This is a genomic window from Bacillus weihaiensis (assembly GCF_001889165.1).
Taxonomy (GTDB): domain Bacteria; phylum Bacillota; class Bacilli; order Bacillales; family Bacillaceae; genus Metabacillus; species Metabacillus weihaiensis.
On the sequence record NZ_CP016020.1, the window covers coordinates 1387656 to 1413192 of the forward strand.

Annotated in this window: 18 protein-coding genes and 5 pseudogenes; 18 read left to right on the plus strand and 5 right to left on the minus strand. The window is 36.0% G+C overall.

Annotated features, from left to right (window positions below):
* The first annotated feature begins 212 nt into the window (after window positions 1–212).
* The 3 genes from gcvPA (at window position 213) to A9C19_RS06625 (ending at window position 3873) form a co-directional block, all read left to right on the plus strand.
* Window positions 213–1559 (plus strand): aminomethyl-transferring glycine dehydrogenase subunit GcvPA, encoded by a 1347-nt coding sequence (gene gcvPA / locus A9C19_RS06615; RefSeq protein WP_072579206.1) that lies wholly within the window; start codon window positions 213–215, stop codon window positions 1557–1559.
* Window positions 1552–3009 (plus strand): aminomethyl-transferring glycine dehydrogenase subunit GcvPB, encoded by a 1458-nt coding sequence (gcvPB, locus tag A9C19_RS06620; protein WP_072579207.1) that lies wholly within the window; start codon window positions 1552–1554, stop codon window positions 3007–3009. The genes gcvPA and gcvPB overlap by 8 nt, the downstream gene beginning before the upstream one ends.
* A gap of 180 nt (window positions 3010–3189) precedes the next feature.
* Complete coding sequence (locus A9C19_RS06625; protein WP_072579208.1) at window positions 3190–3873, plus strand: MerR family transcriptional regulator; 684 nt, start codon at window positions 3190–3192, stop codon at window positions 3871–3873.
* 324 nt (window positions 3874–4197) lie between these two features.
* Here A9C19_RS06625 and A9C19_RS06630 read toward each other — a convergent pair whose 3' ends face one another.
* Window positions 4198–5439: a CNNM domain-containing protein gene (locus tag A9C19_RS06630; RefSeq protein WP_072579209.1), complete on the minus strand. Its 1242-nt coding sequence runs from the start codon at window positions 5437–5439 to the stop codon at window positions 4198–4200.
* A 645-nt stretch (window positions 5440–6084) separates the two neighbouring features.
* Window positions 6085–6468 (minus strand): rhodanese-like domain-containing protein, encoded by a 384-nt coding sequence (locus A9C19_RS06640; RefSeq protein WP_072581776.1) that lies wholly within the window; start codon window positions 6466–6468, stop codon window positions 6085–6087.
* A 179-nt stretch (window positions 6469–6647) separates the two neighbouring features.
* On the opposite strand from A9C19_RS06640, the gene A9C19_RS06645 reads away from it, so the two are divergent.
* The 12 genes and pseudogenes from A9C19_RS06645 to A9C19_RS06710 all read left to right on the plus strand — a co-directional run bounded on the left by A9C19_RS06645 (window position 6648) and on the right by A9C19_RS06710 (window position 21592).
* On the plus strand, window positions 6648–7484 hold the full coding sequence (locus A9C19_RS06645; protein WP_072579211.1) for a lipoate--protein ligase family protein: 837 nt from the start codon (window positions 6648–6650) through the stop codon (window positions 7482–7484).
* Between the two features lie 479 nt (window positions 7485–7963).
* Window positions 7964–8758: pseudogene (locus A9C19_RS06650) on the plus strand (ribonucleotide reductase N-terminal alpha domain-containing protein); the annotation flags it as partial.
* A gap of 459 nt (window positions 8759–9217) precedes the next feature.
* Window positions 9218–9856, plus strand: a pseudogene (locus A9C19_RS06655) (vitamin B12-dependent ribonucleotide reductase); the annotation flags it as partial.
* Between the two features lie 854 nt (window positions 9857–10710).
* Window positions 10711–11832 (plus strand): annotated as a pseudogene (locus A9C19_RS06665) (hypothetical protein); the annotation flags it as partial.
* A gap of 100 nt (window positions 11833–11932) precedes the next feature.
* Window positions 11933–12112 (plus strand): hypothetical protein, encoded by a 180-nt coding sequence (locus A9C19_RS06670; RefSeq protein WP_072579216.1) that lies wholly within the window; start codon window positions 11933–11935, stop codon window positions 12110–12112.
* 881 nt (window positions 12113–12993) lie between these two features.
* The gene (gene mntR / locus A9C19_RS06675) at window positions 12994–13416 is read left to right on the plus strand and encodes a transcriptional regulator MntR (protein ID WP_072579217.1); all 423 of its coding nucleotides are present in this window, start codon (window positions 12994–12996) and stop codon (window positions 13414–13416) included.
* Window positions 13417–14146: 730 nt separating this feature from the next.
* On the plus strand, window positions 14147–15157 hold the full coding sequence (locus A9C19_RS06685) for an ABC transporter ATP-binding protein (RefSeq protein WP_072579219.1): 1011 nt from the start codon (window positions 14147–14149) through the stop codon (window positions 15155–15157).
* Window positions 15138–16106, plus strand: a complete 969-nt coding sequence (locus A9C19_RS06690) for an ABC transporter ATP-binding protein (protein WP_072579220.1) — start codon at window positions 15138–15140, stop codon at window positions 16104–16106. Before A9C19_RS06685 ends, A9C19_RS06690 begins: the two co-directional genes overlap by 20 nt.
* A gap of 45 nt (window positions 16107–16151) precedes the next feature.
* Window positions 16152–17765 (plus strand): ABC transporter substrate-binding protein, encoded by a 1614-nt coding sequence (locus tag A9C19_RS06695; RefSeq protein ID WP_072579221.1) that lies wholly within the window; start codon window positions 16152–16154, stop codon window positions 17763–17765.
* Window positions 17766–18296: 531 nt separating this feature from the next.
* Complete coding sequence (locus tag A9C19_RS06700) at window positions 18297–19304, plus strand: ABC transporter permease (RefSeq protein ID WP_072579222.1); 1008 nt, start codon at window positions 18297–18299, stop codon at window positions 19302–19304.
* A gap of 20 nt (window positions 19305–19324) precedes the next feature.
* Window positions 19325–20227, plus strand: a complete 903-nt coding sequence (gene nikC / locus A9C19_RS06705) for a nickel transporter permease (protein WP_072579223.1) — start codon at window positions 19325–19327, stop codon at window positions 20225–20227.
* 477 nt (window positions 20228–20704) lie between these two features.
* A complete protein-coding gene (locus A9C19_RS06710; protein WP_072579224.1) occupies window positions 20705–21592 on the plus strand; it encodes a patatin-like phospholipase family protein in 888 nt (295 codons plus the stop codon).
* On the opposite strand, the pseudogene A9C19_RS22690 reads toward A9C19_RS06710, so the two are convergent.
* The 3 genes and pseudogenes from A9C19_RS22690 to A9C19_RS06720 form a co-directional block, all read right to left on the minus strand.
* A pseudogene (locus A9C19_RS22690) lies at window positions 21589–21675 on the minus strand (SA1362 family protein); the annotation flags it as partial. The gene A9C19_RS06710 and the pseudogene A9C19_RS22690 sit on opposite strands and share 4 nt — an antisense overlap.
* Before the next feature lie 84 nt (window positions 21676–21759).
* A pseudogene (locus tag A9C19_RS22695) lies at window positions 21760–21966 on the minus strand (SA1362 family protein); the annotation flags it as partial.
* Window positions 21967–22018: 52 nt separating this feature from the next.
* Entirely contained in the window at window positions 22019–22954 is a 936-nt protein-coding gene (locus A9C19_RS06720) for a DUF1385 domain-containing protein (protein ID WP_072579226.1), read from the minus strand.
* 321 nt (window positions 22955–23275) lie between these two features.
* Between A9C19_RS06720 and A9C19_RS06725 the strand changes: the two genes are divergently transcribed.
* The 3 genes from A9C19_RS06725 to A9C19_RS06735 all read left to right on the plus strand — a co-directional run bounded on the left by A9C19_RS06725 (window position 23276) and on the right by A9C19_RS06735 (window position 25455).
* Window positions 23276–23806 carry a YqhR family membrane protein gene (locus tag A9C19_RS06725; RefSeq protein ID WP_072579227.1) on the plus strand — a complete coding sequence of 177 codons (531 nt, stop codon included), beginning with the start codon at window positions 23276–23278 and terminating at the stop codon, window positions 23804–23806.
* Between the two features lie 148 nt (window positions 23807–23954).
* Window positions 23955–24392, plus strand: a complete 438-nt coding sequence (aroQ, locus tag A9C19_RS06730; protein WP_072579228.1) for a type II 3-dehydroquinate dehydratase — start codon at window positions 23955–23957, stop codon at window positions 24390–24392.
* A 1-nt stretch (window position 24393) separates the two neighbouring features.
* Window positions 24394–25455, plus strand: a complete 1062-nt coding sequence (locus A9C19_RS06735; protein WP_072579229.1) for a M24 family metallopeptidase — start codon at window positions 24394–24396, stop codon at window positions 25453–25455.
* Window positions 25456–25537 lie beyond the last annotated feature (82 nt).

Consider the following 25537-nt stretch of genomic DNA (forward strand, 5'->3'; position numbering starts at 1 on the left):
TAAGTTCCAGTTTTCCTTTATGTACAACGTTTCTTCTTTAATACGGAGAGTAGCTCTTTTCTTTCTAAAAACTATTTTGTGTGAATTAGGACGAATCGTCACTAAATCTGAAATAAAATAGCAACAATGTTTGAGAGAAGAGCCTAGAATAACATTCACAGTTCATGAAGCTAGTCAAATATTATGTGTTTAGGTTGGAGAGGAGATTAACTATGAATCATCGTTACTTACCAATGACGGACAAAGATAAACAGGAAATGTTAGAGGCTATAGGAGTTTCGTCTGTTGAAGAATTATTTCACGATATTCCAGAAAGTGTTCGTTTTCAAGGAGAGTATAAAATAAAAAAAGCGAAATCTGAAACAGAGCTACTAAAAGAATTAACTAAGCTGGCTTCAAAAAATAAAGATTTAAAAAGCTATGCATCCTTTTTAGGAGCAGGTGTTTATGACCACTATATGCCAATAATCGTTGACCATGTTATTTCACGTTCAGAGTTTTATACGGCTTATACACCTTACCAACCAGAAATATCTCAAGGGGAGCTACAGGCAATCTTTGAATTTCAGACGATGATATGCGAGTTAACAGGTATGGATGTAGCTAATTCCTCTATGTATGATGGCGGGACAGCAGTAGCAGAAGCAGCTATGCTTGCAGCAGGTCATACGAAAAAGAAGAAGATTCTTGTATCAATGGCTGTCAATCCAGAGTCTAGAGATGTTATCAAAACATATGCTAAGGGTCAATATATTGATGTGATTGAGATTGCAACAACGGATGGAGTTACAGATATGGATGCTCTTAAACAGGAAATGGATGAAGACGTTGCAGCTGTTTTAGTACAATATCCGAACTTTTTCGGGAATATTGAGCCGTTACAAGATATTGAGCCAATTGCTCATACGGGGAAAAGCATGTTTATCGTTTCTTCTAATCCATTAGCACTTGGTGCATTAACGCCTCCTGGTAAATTTGGTGCCGATATCGTTGCTGGCGATGCACAGCCATTTGGAATTCCAACAGCATTTGGTGGCCCACATTGTGGTTATTTTGCCGTAACAACTAAGCTTTTACGAAAAGTTCCAGGTCGTTTAGTCGGTCAAACAACTGATGAAAATGGGAAACGCGGTTTTGTTTTAACACTTCAGGCACGTGAACAGCATATTCGTCGTGATAAAGCGACGTCAAATATTTGTTCAAACCAAGCGTTGAATGCACTTGCTGCTTCTGTAGCCATGACAGCATTAGGTAAGCAAGGTGTGAAAGAAATGGCTATTCAAAATATCCAAAAAGCGAACTATGCAAAAAGAGCATGTATAAAAGCAGGTATTGAAGTACCGTTTAATCAACCAATCTTTAATGAATTCGTAGTGAAATTATCAAAGCCTGTATCAGAAGTTAACAAAGAGCTTTTAGAAAAGAACATCATCGGTGGCTTTGATTTAGGTAAAGTTGATCCTACACTTGAAAATCATATGTTGATTGCTGTTACAGAGCAACGTACAAAAGACGAAATTGACACACTTGTAAAGGAATTGGGGGATGGCAATGAATAATCAAGATCAAGCACTAATTTTTGAATTAAGTAAAGAAGGCCGTATTGGATATAGTTTACCGGAGCTTGAAGTTGACGAATTGTCATTAGATGAACTCATTCCTTCTGATTATATAAGAACAGAGAATGCAGAACTACCAGAAGTTTCAGAGCTTGATATCATGAGACATTACACAGCCTTGTCAAAACGTAACCATGGTGTTGATTCTGGCTTTTACCCATTAGGCTCATGTACGATGAAGTATAATCCAAAGATTAATGAAAATGTAGCTAGAATAGCTGGTTTAGCACATATTCATCCATTACAAGAAGAAGAAACTGTGCAAGGTGCAATGGAGCTGTTATACGATCTTCAGGAGCATTTAAAAGAAATTACTGGAATGGATGAGGTGACTCTTCAACCTGCAGCTGGAGCGCATGGAGAATGGACTGGATTAATGATGATCCGTGCATACCATGAAGCGAATGGTGATACAAAAAGAACGAAGGTGATCGTTCCAGATTCGGCTCATGGAACAAACCCAGCATCTGCAACAGTGGCTGGCTTTGAGACAATTACCGTAAAATCTGACGAAAATGGTTTAGTTGACTTAGCAGATTTAAAACGAGTTGTTAATGAGGAGACAGCTGCATTAATGTTAACAAACCCTAATACATTAGGTCTATTTGAAGCACATATTTTAGAAATGGCAAAAATTGTTCATGATGCTGGTGGAAAGCTCTATTATGACGGAGCAAACTTAAATGCAGTATTAAGTAAAGCACGCCCAGGAGATATGGGTTTTGATGTGGTTCATCTTAACCTTCACAAAACATTCACGGGTCCACATGGTGGTGGAGGTCCGGGATCAGGTCCTGTGGGTGTGAAATCAGATTTAATTCCTTACTTACCAAAACCGGTACTAGTAAAAATAGACAAAAGCTATCATTTTGATTACGATCGTCCTCAATCAATAGGACGTGTAAAACCATTTTACGGGAATTTTGGTATCAATGTACGAGCTTATACATATATTCGTACAATGGGACCAGATGGGTTGAAGGCAGTTACGGAATATGCAGTATTAAATGCAAACTATATGATGAGACGTTTGGCACCTTATTATGACTTGCCTTTCAATCAACATTGTAAGCATGAATTTGTCCTTTCAGGGAAGCGACAAAAAAAGCTCGGCGTACGTACACTTGATATAGCGAAACGGTTATTAGATTTTGGCTATCATCCACCAACCATCTATTTCCCATTAAATGTGGAGGAGTGTATAATGATTGAGCCTACGGAGACAGAATCTAAAGAAACATTAGATTCCTTCGTGAATGCAATGATACAGATAGCAAAAGAAGCGGAAGAAAATCCAGAAATTGTTCAAGAAGCACCTCATACAACGGTTGTAAAACGTCTAGACGAAACGACAGCCGCGAGGAAACCAATCTTAAAATATCAAAGATAATGTTGAAAAAACTGACTTGCTGTATGGTGAGTCAGTTTTTTGTTATTCTCTGCAGAAATATCACCTTTTCACACCTTTTATGACTAGTTTTTAGAACCTTTGTCGAGAGGAAGGAATTTGGGTTCTTATTAATCGAATTAGACTAATAAGAAAAAATATAGAAAAGGTTGGTGTAGTACATTGGCAGCAAAATATGTAACAATTTCTAAGGCAGCAGCATTAATTGGAGAAAAATCTTTCATACTAAAAAATTGGGAGGAAGAATTTTCAGAGTTCATTACAGTTAATAGAGATGAAAAAAACAGTCGATTACTTACTACGGATAATATTGAATTTTTCCGTAAAATAAAATCTTTCAAAGAAAGCAATTTGGATAATGAAACGATTAAACAACTACTACGTAATCAAGTAGCAGGAATGAAAGCTCAAGACTCTAACATGCAAACCTCCGAATTAGAAGAACTGAAAAGCTCTTTATCAAGAATAACATCGTTTATCGATTCTAGAGAAGTCCAGGAAATATTAAAATTAAACGAAAAGCTTAATCAATTAGAGAAAAATGTAGTTCACTCTGTACATCAAAAAATCTCAGACACAGCCAAATTACAGACAGAAGTTGCTAGATTTGAATTTTCAGATGTACAGGATATGATTTCCTCTTTAGCTGAAAAGGCTGAAAATGAAAGAGCGCTGTATAAGGAAGAAGTTCATAAGGAAAGAGAAATTGCTCAAAAGCAGACGGATGCTCGAGAAGAAAGGTTCTTAGCTTTTGTAAAGGATCATCAGCAAAGGCAAGAAAAACTAAAACAAGAGCAGAAGTTTGGATTAAACTTTCTTAAGCAAAAGATTGGATTTGCAAAATAAGATAAGGTTCTTTTTAGTAATTGCTGCTAAGGGGTACAAGATTCAGTAAAAAATAAAGAAGCTATGAAGAATAGATTCCCTAGTTTTCATGCAGGGAATGTTCCTGCATTTTATTTAATGGAACAACGAGTTTACAAAATATCTATAATAAAAAAGGGCTCGGACAAAACAAAGAGCCGGGCACCTGCCGATCTAAATTATTGTGTACACTTGATCATTCTGTGCGTACATATAATTGATGCGGTATGGTTTCCGGCACTTCTGTCCAAGTCTTTTTTGAAAAAATTGTAAATCTAGTAGTAAAGGAGTACTAGGATATTTATCTTAAAGCTCTTCAGTTAGATTTAGTTTTGAAATTTTAATTTTTTTGAGCTTGCTTTCTTCAACATCTAACACTTTAAAGTGAAGATTTTCATAGGTATATTCTTCTCCTTCTGTAGGGAAACGACCTATTTCTGTTGAGATGAACCCTGCTAATATATCTTCTTGTTCGGGTATTTTCGTATCAAACACTTCATTAAGTCTTCTTAATGAAATTTTACCATTACAAATCATTTGGTCGCCTGTTATTTCATGGATAAGGATATCCTCATTTTCATCAGTTTCATCTTTAATTTCTTGGCCGATCATCGCCTCAATAATATCTTCGTGACTAATGATTCCCTTCGTTCCGCCATATTCGTCTAGAACAATTGCAAGATGTCTTTGTCTTTTCAACATTAATTTAAACACCTTTTCAATTGAATGGAATTCAAATACAAACAGTGGTTCTATATCAATAAAATCCTCCAATTTCTTTTCAGGTGCTAATGACCATGCTAGTAAGGACTTAGAGTGTAAAACACCAATGATCTGATCCATATTATCTTTGTAGACAGGGTACCTAGTGTGGCTTCCATTTAAAACAATATGACGAGCCTCTTCAAAAGAAGTACCACAAGCAATACCTTGAATTTCTGTACGTGGTGTTTTAAGTGCATCTCGAACATCTAAATCATAAAAGTCAATTGCTCCTTTTATCCTTTGTGTTTCTTCATTTTGAAGAATCCCCTCTGAAGTAGCGATATTGACCATAGTGATCAGCTCTTCTCTCGAGATAGAGGCTGCACTTTCTTCGTCTTTAGATAATTTATTAATAACAATTCTTGTAAATCTTGACAATAAAAAGATTAGTGGCTTAAAGACAAACAATATGACTTTAATGACCGGATACACAAAATAGGCAATCTTATCAGCGAATGTAGCTGCAATTGACTTTGGTAGAACTTCTGCGAAAATGATTAACACGATGGTTAGTACTCCAGTAGCTACTCCGACGTTAATCCCGTATTCTAAAGCAATAATCGTAACTAGTGTTGGCAACATTATATTGGCAATATTGTTACCGATTAAAATACCTGTAATTAACTCATCTGGTTTAGACACAAGCTCTAATAACTTTTTAGATTTTTTATCGTCATTATCAGCTCTAGACTTTATTTTCATTTTATTAACAGCAGTTAGAGCTGTTTCACTTCCTGATAAAAAGAAGGACATAAAAAGAAAAAACAATATAGCGATTATCAAATTTTGACTCCTCCAACATATATATGTACTTAGCTATTTTAACTCTAATGGTACCGAGTTTTTAACGAAAAAGCGAGGGTTTTATTTATAAATATTTTGTCATATCCCATCTTTTTCATCCTGTTTTATACATTATTGTTTTTTTATTATGTAAATGATTAGTTAACTTCAGAACCTGCGACAAAGAGCGAAAAGTAAGTTGGTAGGCGGTAAGCCTATATTTTTAAATGTTTTTGGCTTTACCTTTGTTTCTTCTAAAAAAAGTGTAGCGGCGCATTTGTGCTTTATCAGCTTTGCATAAGTTTAAGTAAATTGACGTCTATCTATGTTTTTAGATGTATTATACCCGTTAATGGCTTAAATGCTATACCCACGAGGTTTAGTTACTCCTACTTAAATTAGTTTGCTCAAAAATTTTAAAGCTATTGATTTCTTTTAGATTTCTTTTAGTTAGTCCGTAAAAATCCCATTAAAAAAAGAAGTAGAATTTGAACTCCCTTTTTAGGATGTAAGGGAGAAAACAAATTCTCTTCTTTTAAAGTAGGCGCTGATAAATGTGTTTGTTGATTTCCGTTACAGGCATTTGCCTTCTGGGTTCCCCAAAAAGCTTCCTCGAAGTAACCGCCTGCTTTTAGGGAAGCCATCTTATTTTTTCTTTATTTTTCCTGACCAGCCTTTAAATCCACCTTTTAAAGTGCTAATATCTTGATAGCCTTTTCGCTTAAGCATTTGAGCAGCACGTCCACTTCTCACGGTGTTTTGGCAATAAAGATAAACTGGCTTGTCTGAACGAATTTCCTTGTGTCTCTGGCGGAGTTGGGAAAGAGGGATATTACGAGCTCCTAAAATATGTCCACCTTCATATTCATTTGGTTCGCGAACATCAATTAATTGAGCTTTACGATAACCTGCACGAAAATCTTCTTCAGTTAAATGCTTCATTATTTTACGTTGATAGAAGTAAGAGAAAGCAGAATATCCAATAATGGCAGCTGCTAAGATAATAAGTAACCATGTTGTTGTCAAAATACTCGACCCCTTTATATCATGTTTTTCTTTGTTTGTAAGCTCAGATGAACTCATATAGACCTTACTTATTATATAAGAGCTTGTCTCAAATGTCATTAGGTTAGGAGCAATATTATTTTCTTCCATAAAAACTTCTGCTAGACTAAATAAATAAACTATCGAAAAAGAGGGTTTGCATCATGACGAAAGAAATTTGGCGTTATATTGATTCTGGTAATTGCTCTGCTGCCTTTAACATGGCATTAGATGAGGCACTACTTGAATGGCATAGTCAAGGAAAGATACCTCCTACTATTAGATTTTATGGATGGGATCCAGCTACACTTTCAATAGGATATTTTCAGAAAGTGGAAAGAGAGATTGATTTGGAAGCTGTGAAAAAATATGGACTAGGGTTTGTAAGAAGACCAACAGGTGGTCGTGGTGTTTTACATGATAAGGAGCTTACATATAGTGTAATTGTTTCTGAAGAACATCCAGAAATGCCAAAAACAGTGACAGAGGCCTATCGAGTCATTTCCGAGGGAATATTAGAAGGATTTAAAAATTTAGGTCTAGATGCATACTTTGCGATTCCTAGAACAGAAGAGGAAAAGCAAGGTCTTAAATCCCCGAGATCTGCCGTTTGCTTTGATGCTCCATCATGGTATGAATTAGTAGTGGAGGGAAGAAAGGTTGCAGGAAGCGCCCAAACAAGACAAAAAGGTGTCATCCTTCAACACGGCTCTATTTTACTAGATCTGGATGAAGACATGCTCTTTAATCTCTTTAAGTATCCAAGTGATCGTGTAAAAGAAAGAATGCAACGTGCCTTTAAAAGTAAAGCTGTTGCCACAAATACACTTAGAGAGAAGCCAGTAACAATTGAAGAGGCAAAATCTGCATTTAAAGAAGGGTTTGAAAAAGGCCTAAATATTGAGTTAGAGCCATACGAACTTTCTGACGAAGAGCTTTTATATGTCGAGACAATCGCAAAAGAAAAGTATGAAAGTGATGAATGGAATTTCAAGAGATAATGTGAGAATGAGGCGTAATCGATTATGATTACGTCCATTATTTATTTGGAAACATATAATGAGGGAGATTTATAAGCTTTCATGTTTAATATTGACTTCTGTTCCTTGGTAATCGGAGTATAATAAGCGAAATTCCTGCAGGTGAATACTTTCAAAGGTCAGACTTGTAGAATTTTGACGAAAAGTAATGAAGGTGTAAAAGAAATGAAAAAGCTTTAATTTACTGCACTTTCTGGGATGTTTACTCATGCAAGTGACAAAATCCTTCAAAATTCCCCTTAATTACTTATTAACCTAACTAAATCTTTCATTTCCTTGCGTTTTTAATAAGTTATCAATTTGACAAATTGTAATATAGTTGACCTATAAACTATATATAGTATTACTTGAAGGAAAGTAGGTACTATATATTGAATAATATAAGTGGGTATGATAAATTAAATCAGTATATTTAGTAGAAAGATAGAGGAGTTGTTACAATGACAGTTTTTACAGAGCAGAAGATGAGCTTAGATGTGGATAAGTTAAATAAAGATATTGCTGCATTTCCACAAGTTCATCCAATTACAAAAGACATGAAGTTAACCCATAAAGGTGTATCAAGACTAGTGATGTTAGATCGTTACACATTTAAGGATACCGAGAAAATTACATTATCTGAAGGAGACTTCGTCGTTTTAACTATAAAAGAGGACCCTAAGTTTCCTGCGAGAGGACTTGGATTTATCAAGTCTATCGATTGGGAGACTAAATTAGCAAGTGTGCAAGTAGATGAAGAATTTAGGCATACTTTAGAGAAACCTGAGGAAGTAGAAACAGGAATTGTAAAACGCTCGTTAGATGTCATTGAAAAACCACTTGAAATCTTTTACGAACAAATTGCCAAAAGAAATGCAACGGGATTAGCATCGGTTGAAACAACAGAAGAAAAACGTCAAGAATGGTTTGGAAAGTTCTATCAAGAGCTTGTGAATTTAAATTTTATTCCAGCTGGTCGTGTCCTTTATGGAGCTGGTGCAGGAACAGAAGTAACATACTTTAATTGCTACGTAATGCCATTTGTAAAAGATTCACGTGAAGGGATCTCAGAGCATCGTAAGCAAGTAATGGAAATCATGAGCCGAGGTGGCGGCGTAGGAACGAACGGTTCAACATTGCGACCACGAAACACACTTGCAAAAGGTGTTAACGGAAAATCATCAGGATCTGTTTCATGGTTAGATGACATTGCGAAGCTGACACATCTTGTTGAACAGGGTGGTTCAAGACGAGGTAGAGTAGTTTAACGCGTGCCTCGTCTATAAAATACCTCGTGAATTGCTGGAAACTCTTTATGGTTTAAGTTATTCATTACCTCTAGATACTTAACTAAAGGTGATATAAAAATGATAAAACCATATGATGCATCTGAAATACAAAAATGTAAAATATGTCATTTTCAATTATCTTCATGCATCATACATGACTTACTGGCTACAACGTAACTGGAAACGGTAAGCGTGAATGCTAGAAAACAGTAAGTGGATAAAGACAATCAGCAGCCAAGCTCCTGTTATGGAGAAGGTTCAACGACCATCGAAAACACGTCATACATGGCGGAAGTGAGTAGAGTAGGGATTAAGTAATCCCGAAGTGCGAGGGCGCTCAGGAAGAGTGTAAGATATGGTCTGAACTCTAAGGTGACTTAGAGAGTTGATTTAACGAATCAACGTAACATGTAAAAGGCGCAAATGATCATGCTAGCAGACTGGCATCCTGACATCATAGAATTCATTATCTCAAAAATGCAAAACCCAAGAATTTTACGTTACCTAATTGAAAACACAAACGATGAAGCGATTAAAAAATACGCTCAAGAAAAATTAAAATTCACACCACTAACACAACAAGAAATTGATATGTATCAAGGAATTGTGAACTACAAGCAGATTCCGGGTACAGGTGGATTTAGTGAAAAGATTATTAAAGACGCAGAGTTAAAGCTACGTACTGGCGGTACTTATAGTGTTCATAATTCAGAGTTTTTAACTGGAGCAAATATTTCGGTTACATTAACGAAAGACTTTATGGAAGCCGTTGAGAATGATGCCGAATATGAGCTTCGATTCCCAGATGTAGAGAGCTACACTCAGCAAGAAATGAACGAATACAATGAAGGGTGGTACAAGGTTGGGGATGTACGAGAATGGGCTCGACTTGGTTACAAAGTTCGTACGTACCGCAAAATTAAAGCAAAAGAGCTTTGGAACCTAATTAATATCTGTGCAACGTATTCAGCGGAGCCAGGAATTTTCTTTATTGATAATGCGAACGACATGACAAATGCTAAAGCGTATGGTCAGCAAGTTGTTGCGACAAATCCGTGTGGTAAAGTGGCTTAGTTTGCCTCACGTTAAAAACTGCGGAATAAAGCGGGAAGGCTGAGATGCTAATCCGAACCGAAGGCTGAATGTAAAGATTTAGTCAGGGGCAACGCATAGACGGTGAACCTATTTATGAGAATATAACCCGTCCACGAGGCCGCAGCATGACACACTTATTTTTATATTTATATCATTATAAAGGAAATGGTATTGAGATGATGTGCATGAACAAGGAGTATGCTGGATTTTATAAGAACTATTATCTTAGGAGTTCTTATGAATACGCCTATGCAAAATATCTCAATTTTCATAAAAACAATGGAGTTATGAAGACCGTTCCTATGATATTGGATATAAAATTTATAAACCAGATTTCTTTTTCTACGATCACAATGGAAAACTTGAGAAGATAGTTTGAAATTAAGTCAAGAAATGAAAATGTATTGAATGTAATAGTAGATATGAGGTGTGATCTACTTCAACTAAGAAATATTGTAGTAGAACATGCTCAGGCAACTCTGCTATTCGAAATGCAACAGTTCAATACATGGAGAAACGAGAATCTATCCACAAAGGTATAAGAGATTATATTATAAGTTGGTCAATCGACAACAAGGATATAGTCTTATGAACACCTTTAAATAAAGTTAAAACTACTATTTCTCAATTAATACACGATATCCAAAGTAAGTTTGGAGTGAAGGACATTAGAGTCATCTCAAAAGCTGTTTTTGGAGAAGATTGTGGAAGAAAAGAATTGATTAGGTTTATGAAAAAAGTGTGTAATGAAAAGATATGCTGAACTTGCGGGAATAAAACCGTAAGAACTATCGGATAAAAAGCCGATAGGATAACAAAAATTGGAACAACCACTCGCACCATATTCCGTTTGCAACTTAGCAGCAGTAAACCTTGCGGAAATGGCAAACAAAGAAACAAAAACAGTTGACTTCGAAAAGCTTAGAAAAACAGTTGAAGTTGGCGTGAGAATGCAAGATAACGTAATCGATGCAACTCCGTACTTCTTACCAGAAAACAAACATCAAGCACTAGGTGAGCGTCGTGTCGGTCTTGGTGTAATGGGTCTTCATGATTTACTAATTTATTGTGAAACAGAGTACGGCTCTGAAGAAGGTAATCAGTTAGTTGATAAAGTATTCGAAACAATTGCGACTACTGCATACCGTGCCTCTATTGAACTTGCTAAAGAAAAGGGAAGCTTCCCATTCTTACTTAATGAACAAGAGGCAGAAACAAATCGTCTAAGAGAAGCATTCACACAAACTGGCTTTATGAGCAAAATGCCTGAAGATATTCGTGAAGGTGTAAAGAAATTCGGAATTCGTAATTCACATCTATTAACTGTTGCTCCTACTGGATCCACAGGAACTATGGTTGGCGTTGCAACAGGCCTTGAGCCTTACTTCTCATTCTCTTACTTCCGAAGCGGACGTTTAGGGAAGTTTATTGAAGTAAAAGCAGATATCGTTCAAGAATATTTAGATCAACATCCTGACGCTGATGCGAACGATCTGCCAGGATGGTTTATATCAGCGATGGAATTAGCACCAGAGGCACATGCTGATGTTCAGTGTATCATTCAACGTTGGATTGATAGTTCAATCTCTAAAACAGTAAATGCTCCTAAGGGGTATAGTGTTGAACAGGTGGAAAAAGTTTATGAACGACTATATAAAGGTGGAGCAAAAGGTGGGACGGTTTATGTTGATGGAAGCCGTGACACACAAGTTCTAACATTAAAAGCAGAAGAGAATTCGTTTGACGAAAGTGACGAAGAAGTTGTAGAAAAAGAAAAAGGGAAAGTTGTCTTGGTAGACACAATTAATGATCTACGTTCGACAGATGTCACGATTGGAAATGAAGTTGGAAACAAATGTCCAGTTTGTCGTGAGGGTACAGTTGAAGATATTGGGGGCTGTAACACATGTACAAGCTGTGGTGCCCAATTAAAGTGTGGACTATAATAAAAAGATAGGGATCACAGTTGTAGCTTTGAAATAGAGGTGCTTCTGTGGATTTTACCATCAAAAGGTTTAGGTACTATTTATGCAAGGTGGTATAATGATGGGTGAATTTTTCTCAAGTTTCTTTTTATTTGCTGGATGGTTAGTTTTAGGGTTGGGATTATTTGTACTGTTCTTTGGTGGTTTTGGGAATCCTTATACTCTCTTTACTCGTGGTTGCATAGTAGCTGTCGGGGGACTAATGTTAACTGTTTCAAAAAAACTTGATTCTAAAAAGTAAAGGAAGTCCCTAAAAAATAAAGATAGTTAACTATATACAGTAACGATGGACTATTATAATGTACGTAAAGTAAAGGTGCTTTAAGTGAAAATCGACTAGAGAAAATGATTAATAACCAATTAAAGAAAAAATGTGGATTGTTTCATATTTAAAGAACCCGTTTTGAGTAAACTTTTCAAAATGGGTTCTTTTGAGTTAACGAAAAGTATGGGTTCATGAAAATACTTTTGCTCAAACCTATTCTTTATATATACACAATCGATTAAATGAAAAAATTAAATCTTAGAGCTTCATGGGCATTCAAAAGATGCAAAAAGAGAGTTCTTCCCGAAAATCTCGAAATAAGTATTTACCCACACAAACGTATGAGACTGGTGGCAAAGTCCCCATGACTATTCTACGAGAAGAATATAAATGAGAACCTCCCCAACGATTTGAAGGTATTATTTCAGTCATCGATATTAATCCAATATATTCTGTAATGATGAAAAAATCACGTTACCCAAGAGCTGTTGAGAACAAACTTTCTGCTATGATTAACTCCTTGGCTGCTAAAATGAATGAACGTTATTAGATTAATGATCGATAGTATTCCGCCCTTATTGTGGCTTTTTCGTAGAGCGTATCAATGCCATGTTAAATCAGTACCAAGCTACTTAAGTAGTTTGAACGAAAGAAACAATAAGCATGTGTATGAAATGGATTTAAGTAAAATAGCATCTTTATTAAAATCGCATCATGTATCATGATAAGCATCTAATGAAGGTACCTAGGTTTTAAGTATTAGTGCATTTCTTGATATACCTTGTAATGGGGATTAAACTCATGTAAAATTGAAATGATTTCGTTGAAAAAAGATCGGCAAATTTGGAGGGAACCACATGCCAACACCTAGTATGGAAGATTATATTGAACAAATTTACTTACTAATTGAAGATAAAGGATACGCACGTGTTTCGGATATAGCTGAAGCATTGGCTGTTCATCCCTCCTCAGTCACAAAGATGGTACAAAAATTAGATAAAGATGAATATTTAATTTATGAAAAATACCGTGGTTTAGTATTGACAAATAAAGGGAAAAAAACAGGTAAACGACTCGTATATCGTCATGAACTTCTAGAGCAATTTTTGAACATTATAGGCGTTGATGAGGATAAAATTTATGATGATGTAGAAGGCATTGAACATCATCTTAGCTGGAATGCTATTGACAGAATTGGAGATCTCGTTCAGTTCTTTGAAGAGAAAAACGAAAGAGTAGCAGCTTTACGAAGCATCCAAAAAAATAATGAAGAACAGTAAAGAATTAGGAGGTAGTTGCATACTACTTTCTATTTTTTTATTCTGTAAAGGTAAATACGTATCGTACGTTGTTTCTCCTGAATTCTACGCTAATCTTCTCCCTAGGTACAAGTTTTAATTTTTCTTGAGAATAGGCCATTTCTTGTTACTTAGAGTGCAATTTAAAATTCATTGAATATGGATAAGTGTCTCAAATTTTACTAGCAACAAAATGAAAGGAAGGAATCATCATTCATTTAAATAAAGTGTCTCCTTTAGCTTGAGTTAAAAGGAATGAGCTTTTTAAAAATATATAAATGTGGAAAAAGCAGTGAATAGTAGGAGTATTCTACCATTTACTGCTTTTTATGTAAGCGTTCTACTATTTGTCTCCGCTCCTCCATAGGATAAATAACATGGAACATAAAGTAACTAGATCCTTTAAATCCCATATAAAACCTGTAATGATCAAGATATACTCTGCAGCCTTTGAAAAAATGATAATGCTATTCGGATTATTATTCTATTCAATGAAAGAGAAAAATGCTAGTAGTTGTAGCCGCATTCATTCATTTAGTCGTGCAGGACAAGTGTGTAGCTATAAAGGGACATTGGGAAAAATGTCGGAAAAAAGGGGTGGTTTTCTGTCAAAAATCAACAATATTAGTACAAGTTTTATGAAATAATATTTGGTATATTCATTATATTTTAATAATTTAAAATTTTTATAAGATAATAGGTAGGTGTTGATGTGAATCAAGATAAGATACTCCAAGTTAAAAATTTGAAGGTATCTTTTCGTTCAGAAAAGAATCTAATTCCTGCTGTAGATGGAATAAGTTTTGATTTATTCAAAGGAGAAATTTTGGGAGTTGTTGGTGAATCTGGAAGTGGGAAAAGTGTAACTTCTTTATCAACAATGGGGTTAATACCAATACCACCAGGTGAAATTGAGTCAGGTGAAATTCTATTTGATGGTAAGGATTTAACGAAATGCAATGAAAAAGAAATGAGAGAGATTCGCGGTAATGATATATCTATGATTTTCCAAGAGCCGATGACCTCTTTGAACCCTTTATTTACGATTGGGAATCAATTATATGAAGCAATTAAGCTACATACAAGTCTAAAGATGAAGGAAGCTCGGCAGCGTGCAATTGAATTACTTACATTAGTTGGAATTCCGAGGGCGAGTGAAATTGTACGTGAATATCCTCATCAGCTGTCAGGAGGTATGAGACAAAGAGTAATGATAGCAATGGCAATGGCTTGTAATCCGAAAGTGTTGATTGCAGATGAACCTACAACTGCTCTTGATGTAACAATTCAAGCTCAAATATTGTCTCTAATGAGAGAATTAAATGAAAGAATGGATACCTCGATTATTTTTATCACTCATGATTTAGGTGTAGTTGCAGAAGTATGTGATAGGGTGCTTGTCATGTATTCAGGACAAATTGTCGAACAAGGTGACGTGCGTACGATATTAAAAAACCCTAAACATCCATATACAAGAGGATTAATAAAATCAGTACCAGATATAAGAGGAGTCAAGGATCGACTCTACAGTATACCTGGTAATGTACCTAGACCTGGAAGTATTAAATGTGGATGCCGCTTTGCTGCAAGGTGTGAGGAAATGGTAAATGAGTGTCTTGATAAGACACCTCCGTTATATCAAACGGAGAAAAATCACATCGTGCGTTGCTTTTTACATAGTGAAAAGGGGGAAGTAGAAGCTGATGACAGAGTTACTTCTTAAGGTTGAGGGATTAAAAAAGTATTTCCCTATAAACGGCGGATTGTTTGGTAAAAAGCAAGGGGAAGTAAAAGCTGTAGATGATCTGACATTTTACGTTAAAAAAGGAGAGACATTAGGTATAGTCGGAGAAAGTGGCTGTGGGAAATCTACCACTGGGCGCCTGCTAATGAGGTTATTAGAAGCTAGTGATGGGAGAATTATCTTTGAAGATAAAGAATTACGACATTTATCTAAATCTGACCTTAGGAAAACACGAAGAGATATGCAGATGGTTTTCCAGGATCCTTATGCATCCTTAAATCCTAGACATACGATAGAGACAATTTTAGAAGAACCCCTTATTGTACATGGGATAGGAACGAAGGAAGAGAGAAAGAAACGAGTAAAAGAGATGTTGGAGATTGTTGGATTAAACAGCTTTCATGCAAGGAGATATCCACATCAATTTAGTGGTGGGCAAAGACAGAGGATTGGTATTGCTAAGGCGCTTATGACAAAGCCGAAACTAATTATTGCGGACGAACCTGTTTCTGCCTTAGATGTATCCATACAGGCTCAAGTATTAAATTTAATGAAAGATATCCAGCATGAGTTTCAACTGACTTACATATTTATCGCACATGATCTCGGTGTCGTTCGCCATATTAGTGACCGTGTTGGAGTGATGTATTTAGGTAGATTAATAGAATTGGCAGATAGTGAAACGCTTTATTCAAATCCTCTGCATCCATACACGAAGGCTTTATTGTCTGCTGTCCCTATAGCGGATCCTGACATTAAACGGGAGCGGATCATGATAAATGGGGAAATACCAAGCCCATCCAATCCGCCAGCTGGCTGTGCGTTTCACACTAGGTGTGCTGAGTGTATGGATATATGCAAAATAACAAAGCCAGAAAGTAAAGAGATTAATGGTCATTTTGTTGCATGTCATTTATATAACACTTGATATGTAACATTTATGATAAATAAAAAAATGGGGGTAAATGACACGATGAGAAACAAATCATTAAAAATTCTTCTTGTTTCACTACTTGCAATTAGTATGCTTTTGGTTGGTTGTAATGGTAACTCTAGTCAGGAAACAGGTGGAGAAGAGCAACCAGCTAGTGGGGAAGCGAAAAAGGATACGTTAGTTTTTGGTCGTGGGGGAGATTCTACTTCACTTGATCCAATTACAACAACAGAAGGGGAAACATTTAAAGTAACAGAAAATATTTTTGAAACGTTGATTGAATATGGGGAGCAGGATACGACTCTTCATCCAGGACTTGCAGAGTCATGGAAGGTTTCAGAAGATGCTCTTACATATACGTTCAAGCTGCGTCAAGGTGTGAAATTCCATGATGGAACTGACTTTAATGCAGAAGCGGTTGTGTTTAACTTTGAGCGTTGGATGAATGGGAATGCAGATGATTTCCCTTACTATACAATGTTTGGGGGATTTAAAGGGGAAGAAGGACATGTTATTGATTCGGTTAAAGCGATAGATGAGTATAGCGTAGAGTTTGTACTTAACCGTCCTCAGGCTCCATTTTTAAAGAACTTAGCGATGTCACCATTCGGAATGGCTAGTCCTACTGCAATTGAAGAGTCCGGTGATAAATTTAGAGAAACGCCAGTTGGTACTGGACCATTTAAATTTGTTGAGTGGAAGCAAAATGATCGCATTGTTCTTGAAAAAAATGAAGATTATTGGCTAGAAGGATTCCCAAAATTAAAACAGGTCATTTTCCGTGTGATTCCTGAAAATACAGCTCGATTAAATGCGTTAACAAATGGTGAAATTGATTTAATGGATGGATTAAACAATTCAGATGAAGCAACAATTACAGGTAATGATCAATTTCAAGTTATTGAACGTCCATCTATGAATACTGGCTATTTAGGATTCACTGTTAATCGTCCTCCATTTGATAATAAGCTTGTCCGACAAGCATTGAATCATGCGATTGATAAAGATGCTATTATTCAAGCATTCTATGGTGGAAAAGCAGAATCTGCAAAGAATCCAATGCCACCTTCTATTGAAGGATACAATGACGAAATTCAAGAGTACCCTTATGATTTAGAAAAAGCTAAGGAACTATTAGCAGAAGCTGGTTACGCGGATGGCTTTGAAATGGAACTTTGGGCTATGCCTGTAGCTCGTCCTTATATGCCAGAAGGGATGAAGGTAGCAGAGGTTATTCAAGCTTCATTTGCTGAGATTGGGGTAAAAGCAGAGATTCAATCAGTTGACTGGGCGACATATTTAGATAAAGCGTCAAAAGGTGAATTTGATGCATATATGTTAGGCTGGACTGGTGATAATGGAGATCCAGATAACTTCCTTTATACGCTATTAGATAAAGATAGTATTGGAAGTAACAACTATTCCCACTATAGCAACGATGAGCTTCATGATGTATTAATTCAAGCGCAAACGGAAACAGATCAAAGCAAAAGAAATGAACTTTATAAACAAGCACAAGAAATTATTCATGATGATGCACCTTGGGCTCCACTTGTTCACTCAACACCTTTATTAGCAAGTACAAGTGACTTAGTGAATTATTTACCACATCCTACAGGTTCTGAAGCATTGACCAAGGTTGAATTTAAATAATCTTTTAATGGATTAGGTATAGCTATTTAATGTGTATTTGTTTGGTTGAGACCAGCTGAAGGTTGCTCACATCTACAAAGGGGAAGTAGGTTCCATTTTTCCTTGAGTAGTTGTTGAGCCTCCGGGGTCTTATCAACCTGATGTGTAGGGTTTATTTCATAGATCCTTCCTGGTGACTCCCATTTTCCGTTTCTCACGTCTATTCAAGTAAGCAAGAAAGAAAAAAGCTACTCTCCCTATACAGAGAAAAATCCGAGACTTGGGATTTTTCAGGTGAGAAACAATCTGTATGAAAATAGCTTTTCAGAAAGAAAAACAACAAGAGGGGAGCTTTGTCTCCTCTTTTATTCAATTCTTAAAAAGGGAAAGGGGACTTTTCTTAAACGTTGTTTCTATATGTTGAGAATTTCCAAAATGTTGTCCAAAAGAAAGAAAAGAGTTCCTCTTCCTACTCAAAGGGTAAATTAGGTCCTTGGGCTTTTCTACTAGCAACAAACTTTACGAAACAACCTAGAAAATGAGGTGAGCACTATGTTTTCTTATTCAGTTCGACGTGTTTTTTCTTTAATACCCGTATTGTTTGGAATGACATTAGTTGTGTTTGCAATAATACGAGCGATACCAGGTGATCCCGCTCAAGTGATTTTAGGGCAAAAGGCTACAAAAGAAGCTATTGCAACACTAACCGCAGAGTTAGGCTTAGATAAGCCTTGGTATATTCAGTATGTGGACTATATCAAAGCACTTTTAGCAGGCGATTTAGGCACTTCGTTAAGAACAAGGGGACCAATAAATGAGGAAATATGGCCCTATTTAGCTGCGACAATAGAATTAACAATAGTGGCCATGATTATTGCCATTTTTATTGGTGTAAATGCAGGAATTATTAGTGCTTGGTTCTCTCATTCATGGTTTGATTATTTAGCTATGATTTTGGCCTTAATAGGAGTTTCTATGCCAATTTTTTGGCTAGGTTTAATGGAACAGTGGGCTTTTTCCATAGAATTAGGATGGTTACCTTCTACAGGTCGCGAGGATGTTAGGAACCCTGTTCAAGCTATTACAAATATTTATATGATAGATACATTAATACAAGGTAGAACGGACCAATTTGTTCAAGTACTTCAACATATAATCCTACCAAGCTTCGCATTAGCAACAATTCCTATGGCGATTATTGCAAGAATGACACGTTCTACAATGCTGGAAGTGATGAAATCGGATTACATACGTACAGCTAGAGCAAAAGGGGTAAAAATATTTTGGGTTGTTTATAAGCATGCGCTAAAAAATGCTATTATTCCAGTGCTAACAGTCATTGGCTTACAAACTGGTCTATTGCTGGGTGGTGCTATATTAACAGAAACCATTTTCGGGTGGCCAGGGATTGGAAGATATTTATATGATGCAATTGGATATCGAGATTATCCTGTTATTCAATCAGGGATTTTAGTCATCGCAGCCTTTTTTATCCTAATAAATTTAATTGTCGATTTATTATATGCTGTTGTTGATCCACGTATTAAGTATCATCAATAAAGTAAACTGGGGGAATAGTTGTGGCAGAATTAGCAAAAAACACACCAAATCCTTTACCGTCTAATGAAAGTGTGGAAATAATTACACCACCTTGGAAAGAAGCGTGGAGATCCTTTTGTAAGAACAGATTAGCTCTTATTGGCCTTGGAATTGTCATCTTTTTTATCATTTTAGCAATTCTAGCTCCATTCATTGCTCCTTATGGTTTTAAGGATCAAGAATTATCGAAACGGTTACTCTCTCCATCAAGTGAACATTGGTTTGGAACAGATGACTTTGGTCGAGATATTTTTTCTAGGGTATTGTATGGGGCTAGAATATCTCTTTGGGTTGGCTTCTTTGCGGTATTAGGATCAGCTGTTTTTGGTACTATTTTGGGGATCTTATCAGGATACTATGGAAGGTGGGTCGATTCCATTATTTCAAGAATCTTTGATATTATGCTCGCTTTTCCAAGTATTTTGTTAGCAATCGCAGTTGTTGCGATTTTAGGACCTTCCTTGCAGAATGCTCTGATTGCAATAGCTATCATTAATATACCGACATTTGGTCGATTAGTGAGATCAAAGGTATTAAGTGTGAAACAAGAGGAGTATATTCTTGCAGCAAAAGCAGTAGGCATGAGAGACAACCGAATTTTATTGAAACATATATTGCCTAATAGTATGACGCCAATTATTGTCCAAGCTACTTTGGCTATTGCCACGGCAATAATTGAAGCCGCAGCTCTTGGTTTTCTTGGTCTTGGTGCACAAGCACCCAATCCAGAATGGGGCAAAATGTTAGCAGATTCAAAACAATATCTCATGCAAGCCCCTTGGACATTATTCTTTCCTGGTTTAGCTATAATGCTTACTGTACTTGGATTTAATTTAATGGGTGATGGGTTACGAGATGTACTTGATCCGAAGATGAAACAATAGATAATTTTCATTTTTTAGATTCATTACTATCCTGATAAGCAAGAAAAGGTAAAAAGTCGTTTCTTTATCCAATAGGAAACAATCATCAACTAGGGACTGCTCCTTTTTAAAAAATCTACAATCTGTACGAGAACAGCCAGTTTTTTTCGATTGTTAAGTTTGTCTAGAACGTGCGTGCGGGTATTGGAGGGGGAAAAGCTGAATAAGATAATGACTGTAAGGACTAAATTGAAAACGATTTAGTCCTTTAATTTTTGCTTCGATGATCTTTCTTATTTCAAAGTTACAATAACCAACCTGGTCAATTTTCTAAAACATAATCAGAGAGGGTTTAGATGGACTCTTTCCTGTAATACAGCGGTCATAATATCACATTTGCTTGGACTTATTTTATACGTTCTTCGATAACATATAATTTAAGGTCTATTTTCTTTTCTTGTCTCCTACACTATAACAAAAGGGAGGGGCTTAAAGTAGATGAAAATAGATGGAGTTTTTTCTGGTGGTGGGATTAAAGGGTTTGCGTTAATTGGTGCATATAAAGCAGTTGAAGAACGAGGATTTGTATACAATCGATTGGCGGGAACTAGTGCAGGTTCCATTATTGCTACTTTTATTCTAGCCGGTTATAAGAGTGAAGAAATTTTGAAGATGATGGAAGAAGTAGATTTAAAGATGTTTCTAGATGAAAGAAGAGCTCTTCTATCCTTACCATTCACAAAATGGATATCTTTGTATTGGAATCTAGGCTTGTATAGAGGTGTGAAACTAGAAGAATGGTTACTTGAAAAATTGAAGGCAAAAGGAATTTCTACATTTGGAGATATACCACCACAAAGCCTACGTATTGTTGCTTCTGACTTAACGAATGGACAATTAATTGTATTACCTGATGATCTGCCTAAGTATGGAATTAATCCCTCATCGTTTTCTGTAGCGCGTGCGGTTCGGATGAGTTGCAGCCTACCATATTTCTTTGAACCGGTAAAGCTTGCATCGTCTACAGGTATTAATGTTGTAGTAGATGGTGGCGTTCTTAGTAATTTTCCGATCTGGCTATTTTATCAGAATAAAAAAAAGAAGGTAACTAGACCAGTTTTAGGAATTAAGCTTAGTTCAAGTGAAAGGGAGCGTCCTAAAAAGAAAATTAATAATGCAATAGAGATGTTTAGTGCGCTTTTTGAAACGATGAAAGATGCACATGATGGCCGTCATATTGCAAGTCGACATGAAAAGGATATAGTGTTTATACCTGTTGAAGATATTATAACGACAGAGTTTGAACTTACAGAACAAAAAAAACTAGCTCTAATTGAGCTAGGTTGGAGTAAAACGAATGAATTTTTGAAAACATGGACGTATTAGAAAAAAGCACGGTTTTTCTTTTTGCCTTTTTTTCCTTCAATAACTGTTAGATGGGAAGGTTGGCTTTTTTTCTTTTTTATGGCATTTGCTTTTGCCTTTTTTGCTTGGTTGATGTTTTTTACTGTTGAAGTACGAGTTTTACGGACATCAAAACGTCTTTTTGATTGTTTAGCTGCTTTTGAATAGGCTGAATATTCCCTTCCCATCCGTTTTTTTATAAAATATCGGAAAATGAGAAAGATAATTCCAGCGATAGCTCCATAAATCACAATTTGTTTTAGTAGCCATAAAGGATTTGAGACAACTGTAGTGACAAATCCAAGTATGCCTAATAAAAGAATGGTAATGACGAACCCGTTCCCGCGTCGCTTCATTTGACCACCTCCATAAGAGATACCAATTTGAAACACGTACACTATTTTTTCTTTAAGATGCTCTTTCTGTTTCTTTTTCCATTCTCAACAGTTCATTAAAGCTAGCAATTGCCACTTCAACCTGATCATTTGCAGGTTCTTTTGTTGTCAGTAACTGAAGCCATAAGCCAGGATAACCTAAAAACTTTAGAACTGGTATTTCCCTCACTTTATTTGTGAGTTGAAGGACTTCAAATGAAATACCTAAAACGACAGGTATTAATGCAAGTCGATTCACAATTCTAACCCACAATGGATCCAAAGGAACAAGGGTGTACACAAACACTCCAACAAAGACTGTAAATAGGATGAAGCTGCTACCACATCTGTAATGAAGACGAGAGCTACGCTGGACATTTTCTACTGTAAGGGGCAAATTACTCTCATATGCATTTATTACCTTATGTTCAGCACCGTGATATTGAAATACACGTTTAATTAATGGTGTAAATGATATGGCATAAATATAAATTAGTAGGAACAGTAATTTGAAAACACCTTCTAACAGGATTTGCCCAAACTCAGATGGTACAATAGGTCGCAAAAATTGTGCTAAGAAGACTGGGACGAGTGTGAAAATAACCTTTCCAAAGAAAAATGAAATGATTCCCACTGCTGCAATACCGAGCCACATTGTCAGTTTTGAATCCTTTTTTTGTTTTTCTTCTATCATTTTCATGTCATCTTCGGGATCGACTTCATAGCGCTCGGTAGCAAAATTAAGATGTTTTGACCCATTGGCGCTTGCTTCTAAAATGGCAACAATTCCTCTTAAGAATGGAATTTTTTTTAGCTTTGATAAAACATTTTGCTGTTTTCTTGGTACGTGAAAATAATCAATTGATTGATCATTTCTTCTAATCGCTGTTACATAGTGATGTTTACCACTAAACATGACACCTTCAATAACAGCTTGCCCACCATATGCAGGCTTGTTTGGGTTTGACATGTAATACCAACCTACCTATCTATTCAAATTCTTAATGAAATATAACAACTAGTTAAACACAACTTTAGTAATGATCCTACTACTATAATACAGAAAATAGTATAAAACCTCTAGAGCAATGTTTTTAAAGTTGAGAATATAAAGACCAATTTCCTTATGAATATGAAAGGGTACTACTTTTAAGTGGTTGGTAAACATTTCTTATTACTATTATACCCATGGTTTTTATTACTAGACATTTTATTTTAAAACTTGTGAAAAACCTCATTTAAGACATGCTCAAAGGAAAAATGGACATAGTAATAAATGGAGGTGTTACAGATGTCGGATAAAGAAAAACAAAATCACGAAGGTAAATCGGAAGACTCACCAAGACTGGAACAAAATAAAAAAGAAGAACCTGTTTCTGCGATGGGGAAGGCGATTTCTATAGGGTTTATAGGAGGCTTATTTTGGAGCTCATTAGCCTATTTGGCGTATATCTTAAATTTCACTGAAGTCGGTCCAAATCTCATTCTTCAACCATTTGCTTTAGGTGACTGGAAAGAAGGTGTGTTAGGTCAAGTAATAAGTATAGTCTTAATTGGAATTGTTTCGATTGGGGTTGCCCTAACGTATTATGCAATCTTAAAAAAATTTAACTCCATGTTGATTGGGATCGGATTCGGTATTGCTCTTTGGTCACTTGTCTTCTTGTTGCTACAACCTATATTTCCGACTTTAAGTACAGTGTATGAACTATCAAGAGGCACAATAGTTACAACGATTTGTTTCTATATTTTATATGGAGTGTTTGTTGGATATTCCATTTCTTTCGATTATAACGAATTTCAAACAAGTCCTAAATCGTAAGTAGAGGGAATAGTTAGTGAAAATTAACGGTTATATGATAGAATGTTCATATGATGAACATTCTTTTTAATTGTATTATGTATGAGTGAAACCTAGTTATTCTGCTACAAATAACAACTTTTTATTAGATGGGGATTGAGGTGAAAGTGTGAGGATTTTAGTGTTGAATGGCCCAAACTTAAATCGACTTGGTGTACGTGAACCAGGTGTTTATGGTTCTGAGACCCTAGTAGATTTAGAAACGAGACTTTTAACTCGTGGAGAACATGAAGGCATAGAAGTTACTTGCTTTCAATCAAATCATGAAGGAGATCTTATTGATGCCATTCATGAAGCAGATGGACAATATAATGGGATTATTATTAATCCTGGCGCTTTTACTCATTATAGCTATGCCATTCGTGATGCAATCGCAAGTGTGTCTATCCCTACGATTGAAGTACATATTTCAAATGTTCATGCAAGAGAAGATTTCCGTCATACTTCGGTTACAGCTGGAGTTACAGCAGGGCAAATTGTCGGTTTAGGCATTCAAGGGTATGAACTAGCAATGCTTGCCTTAAAGAATTTAAAAAGGGGGAAATAAAATGAAATTAGATAAAATGAGAGAACGATTTAAAGAGCTTTCAATCGATGGAATGTTGATTACGAGTAACTATAACAGACGTTATTTGACAGGATTTTCAGGTACGTCTGGGGTTGCTGTCATATCGGAAGATCAAGCTGTTTTTATTACTGACTTTAGGTATACAGAACAGGCTGCAAAAGAAGTGGATGGATTTGAGATTGTTCAACATACAGGCTCAATTGTAGATGAAGTAGTGAAAGCTACAGAAAAAATGGGAATTAGAAAGTTAGGATTTGAACAAGACCAAATAACTTACCAATCTTATTCTACTTACAATCAAAACCTAGGACATCTAGAATTTGTTCCAGTATCTGGTGCAGTAGAAAAGTTACGCTTGATTAAGTCATCGGCAGAGATTAAGATATTAAAGGAAGCTACAGAAATAGCAGATGCAGCATTTAAACACATTCTTACATATATTAAGCCAGGAATAAAAGAAATCGACGTTTCAAATGAGTTAGAATTTTTCATGAGAAAAAACGGTGCCGTTTCATCTTCTTTTGATATTATTGTCGCTTCGGGCTACCGCTCAGCTCTGCCTCACGGGGTAGCAAGTGAAAAAGAAATTGAAAAAGGCGATTTTGTAACATTAGATTTTGGTGCATACTATAAAGGCTATTGTTCAGATATTACAAGAACGATTGCTGTGGGTGAACCTAGTGATGAATTAAAGAAAATTTATTCTACTGTGTTAGAAGCACAGCTTCGTGGTATGAATGGTATTAAACCTGGAATGACTGGAAAAGAAGCAGATGCCCTTACACGTGATTATATAACAGAACAAGGGTATGGAGAATATTTTGGACATTCTACTGGGCATGGACTTGGAATGGAAGTACATGAAGGACCAGCACTTTCGTTAAAATCTGATACCATTTTACAGCCAGGAATGGTTGTAACAGTAGAGCCAGGTGTTTATGTTGCAGGCTTAGGTGGAGTAAGAATTGAAGATGATACTGTTATTACTGAAACAGGGAATGAATCATTATCACATTCACCTAAAGACTTAATAATTTTATAAAAGATTGTTGTTTCGAGCATAAAAGTATGCGGAGTTACTAGTAGAGTTAAAGCTCAATCTTTCTACTTTAGTAAAATAGTGC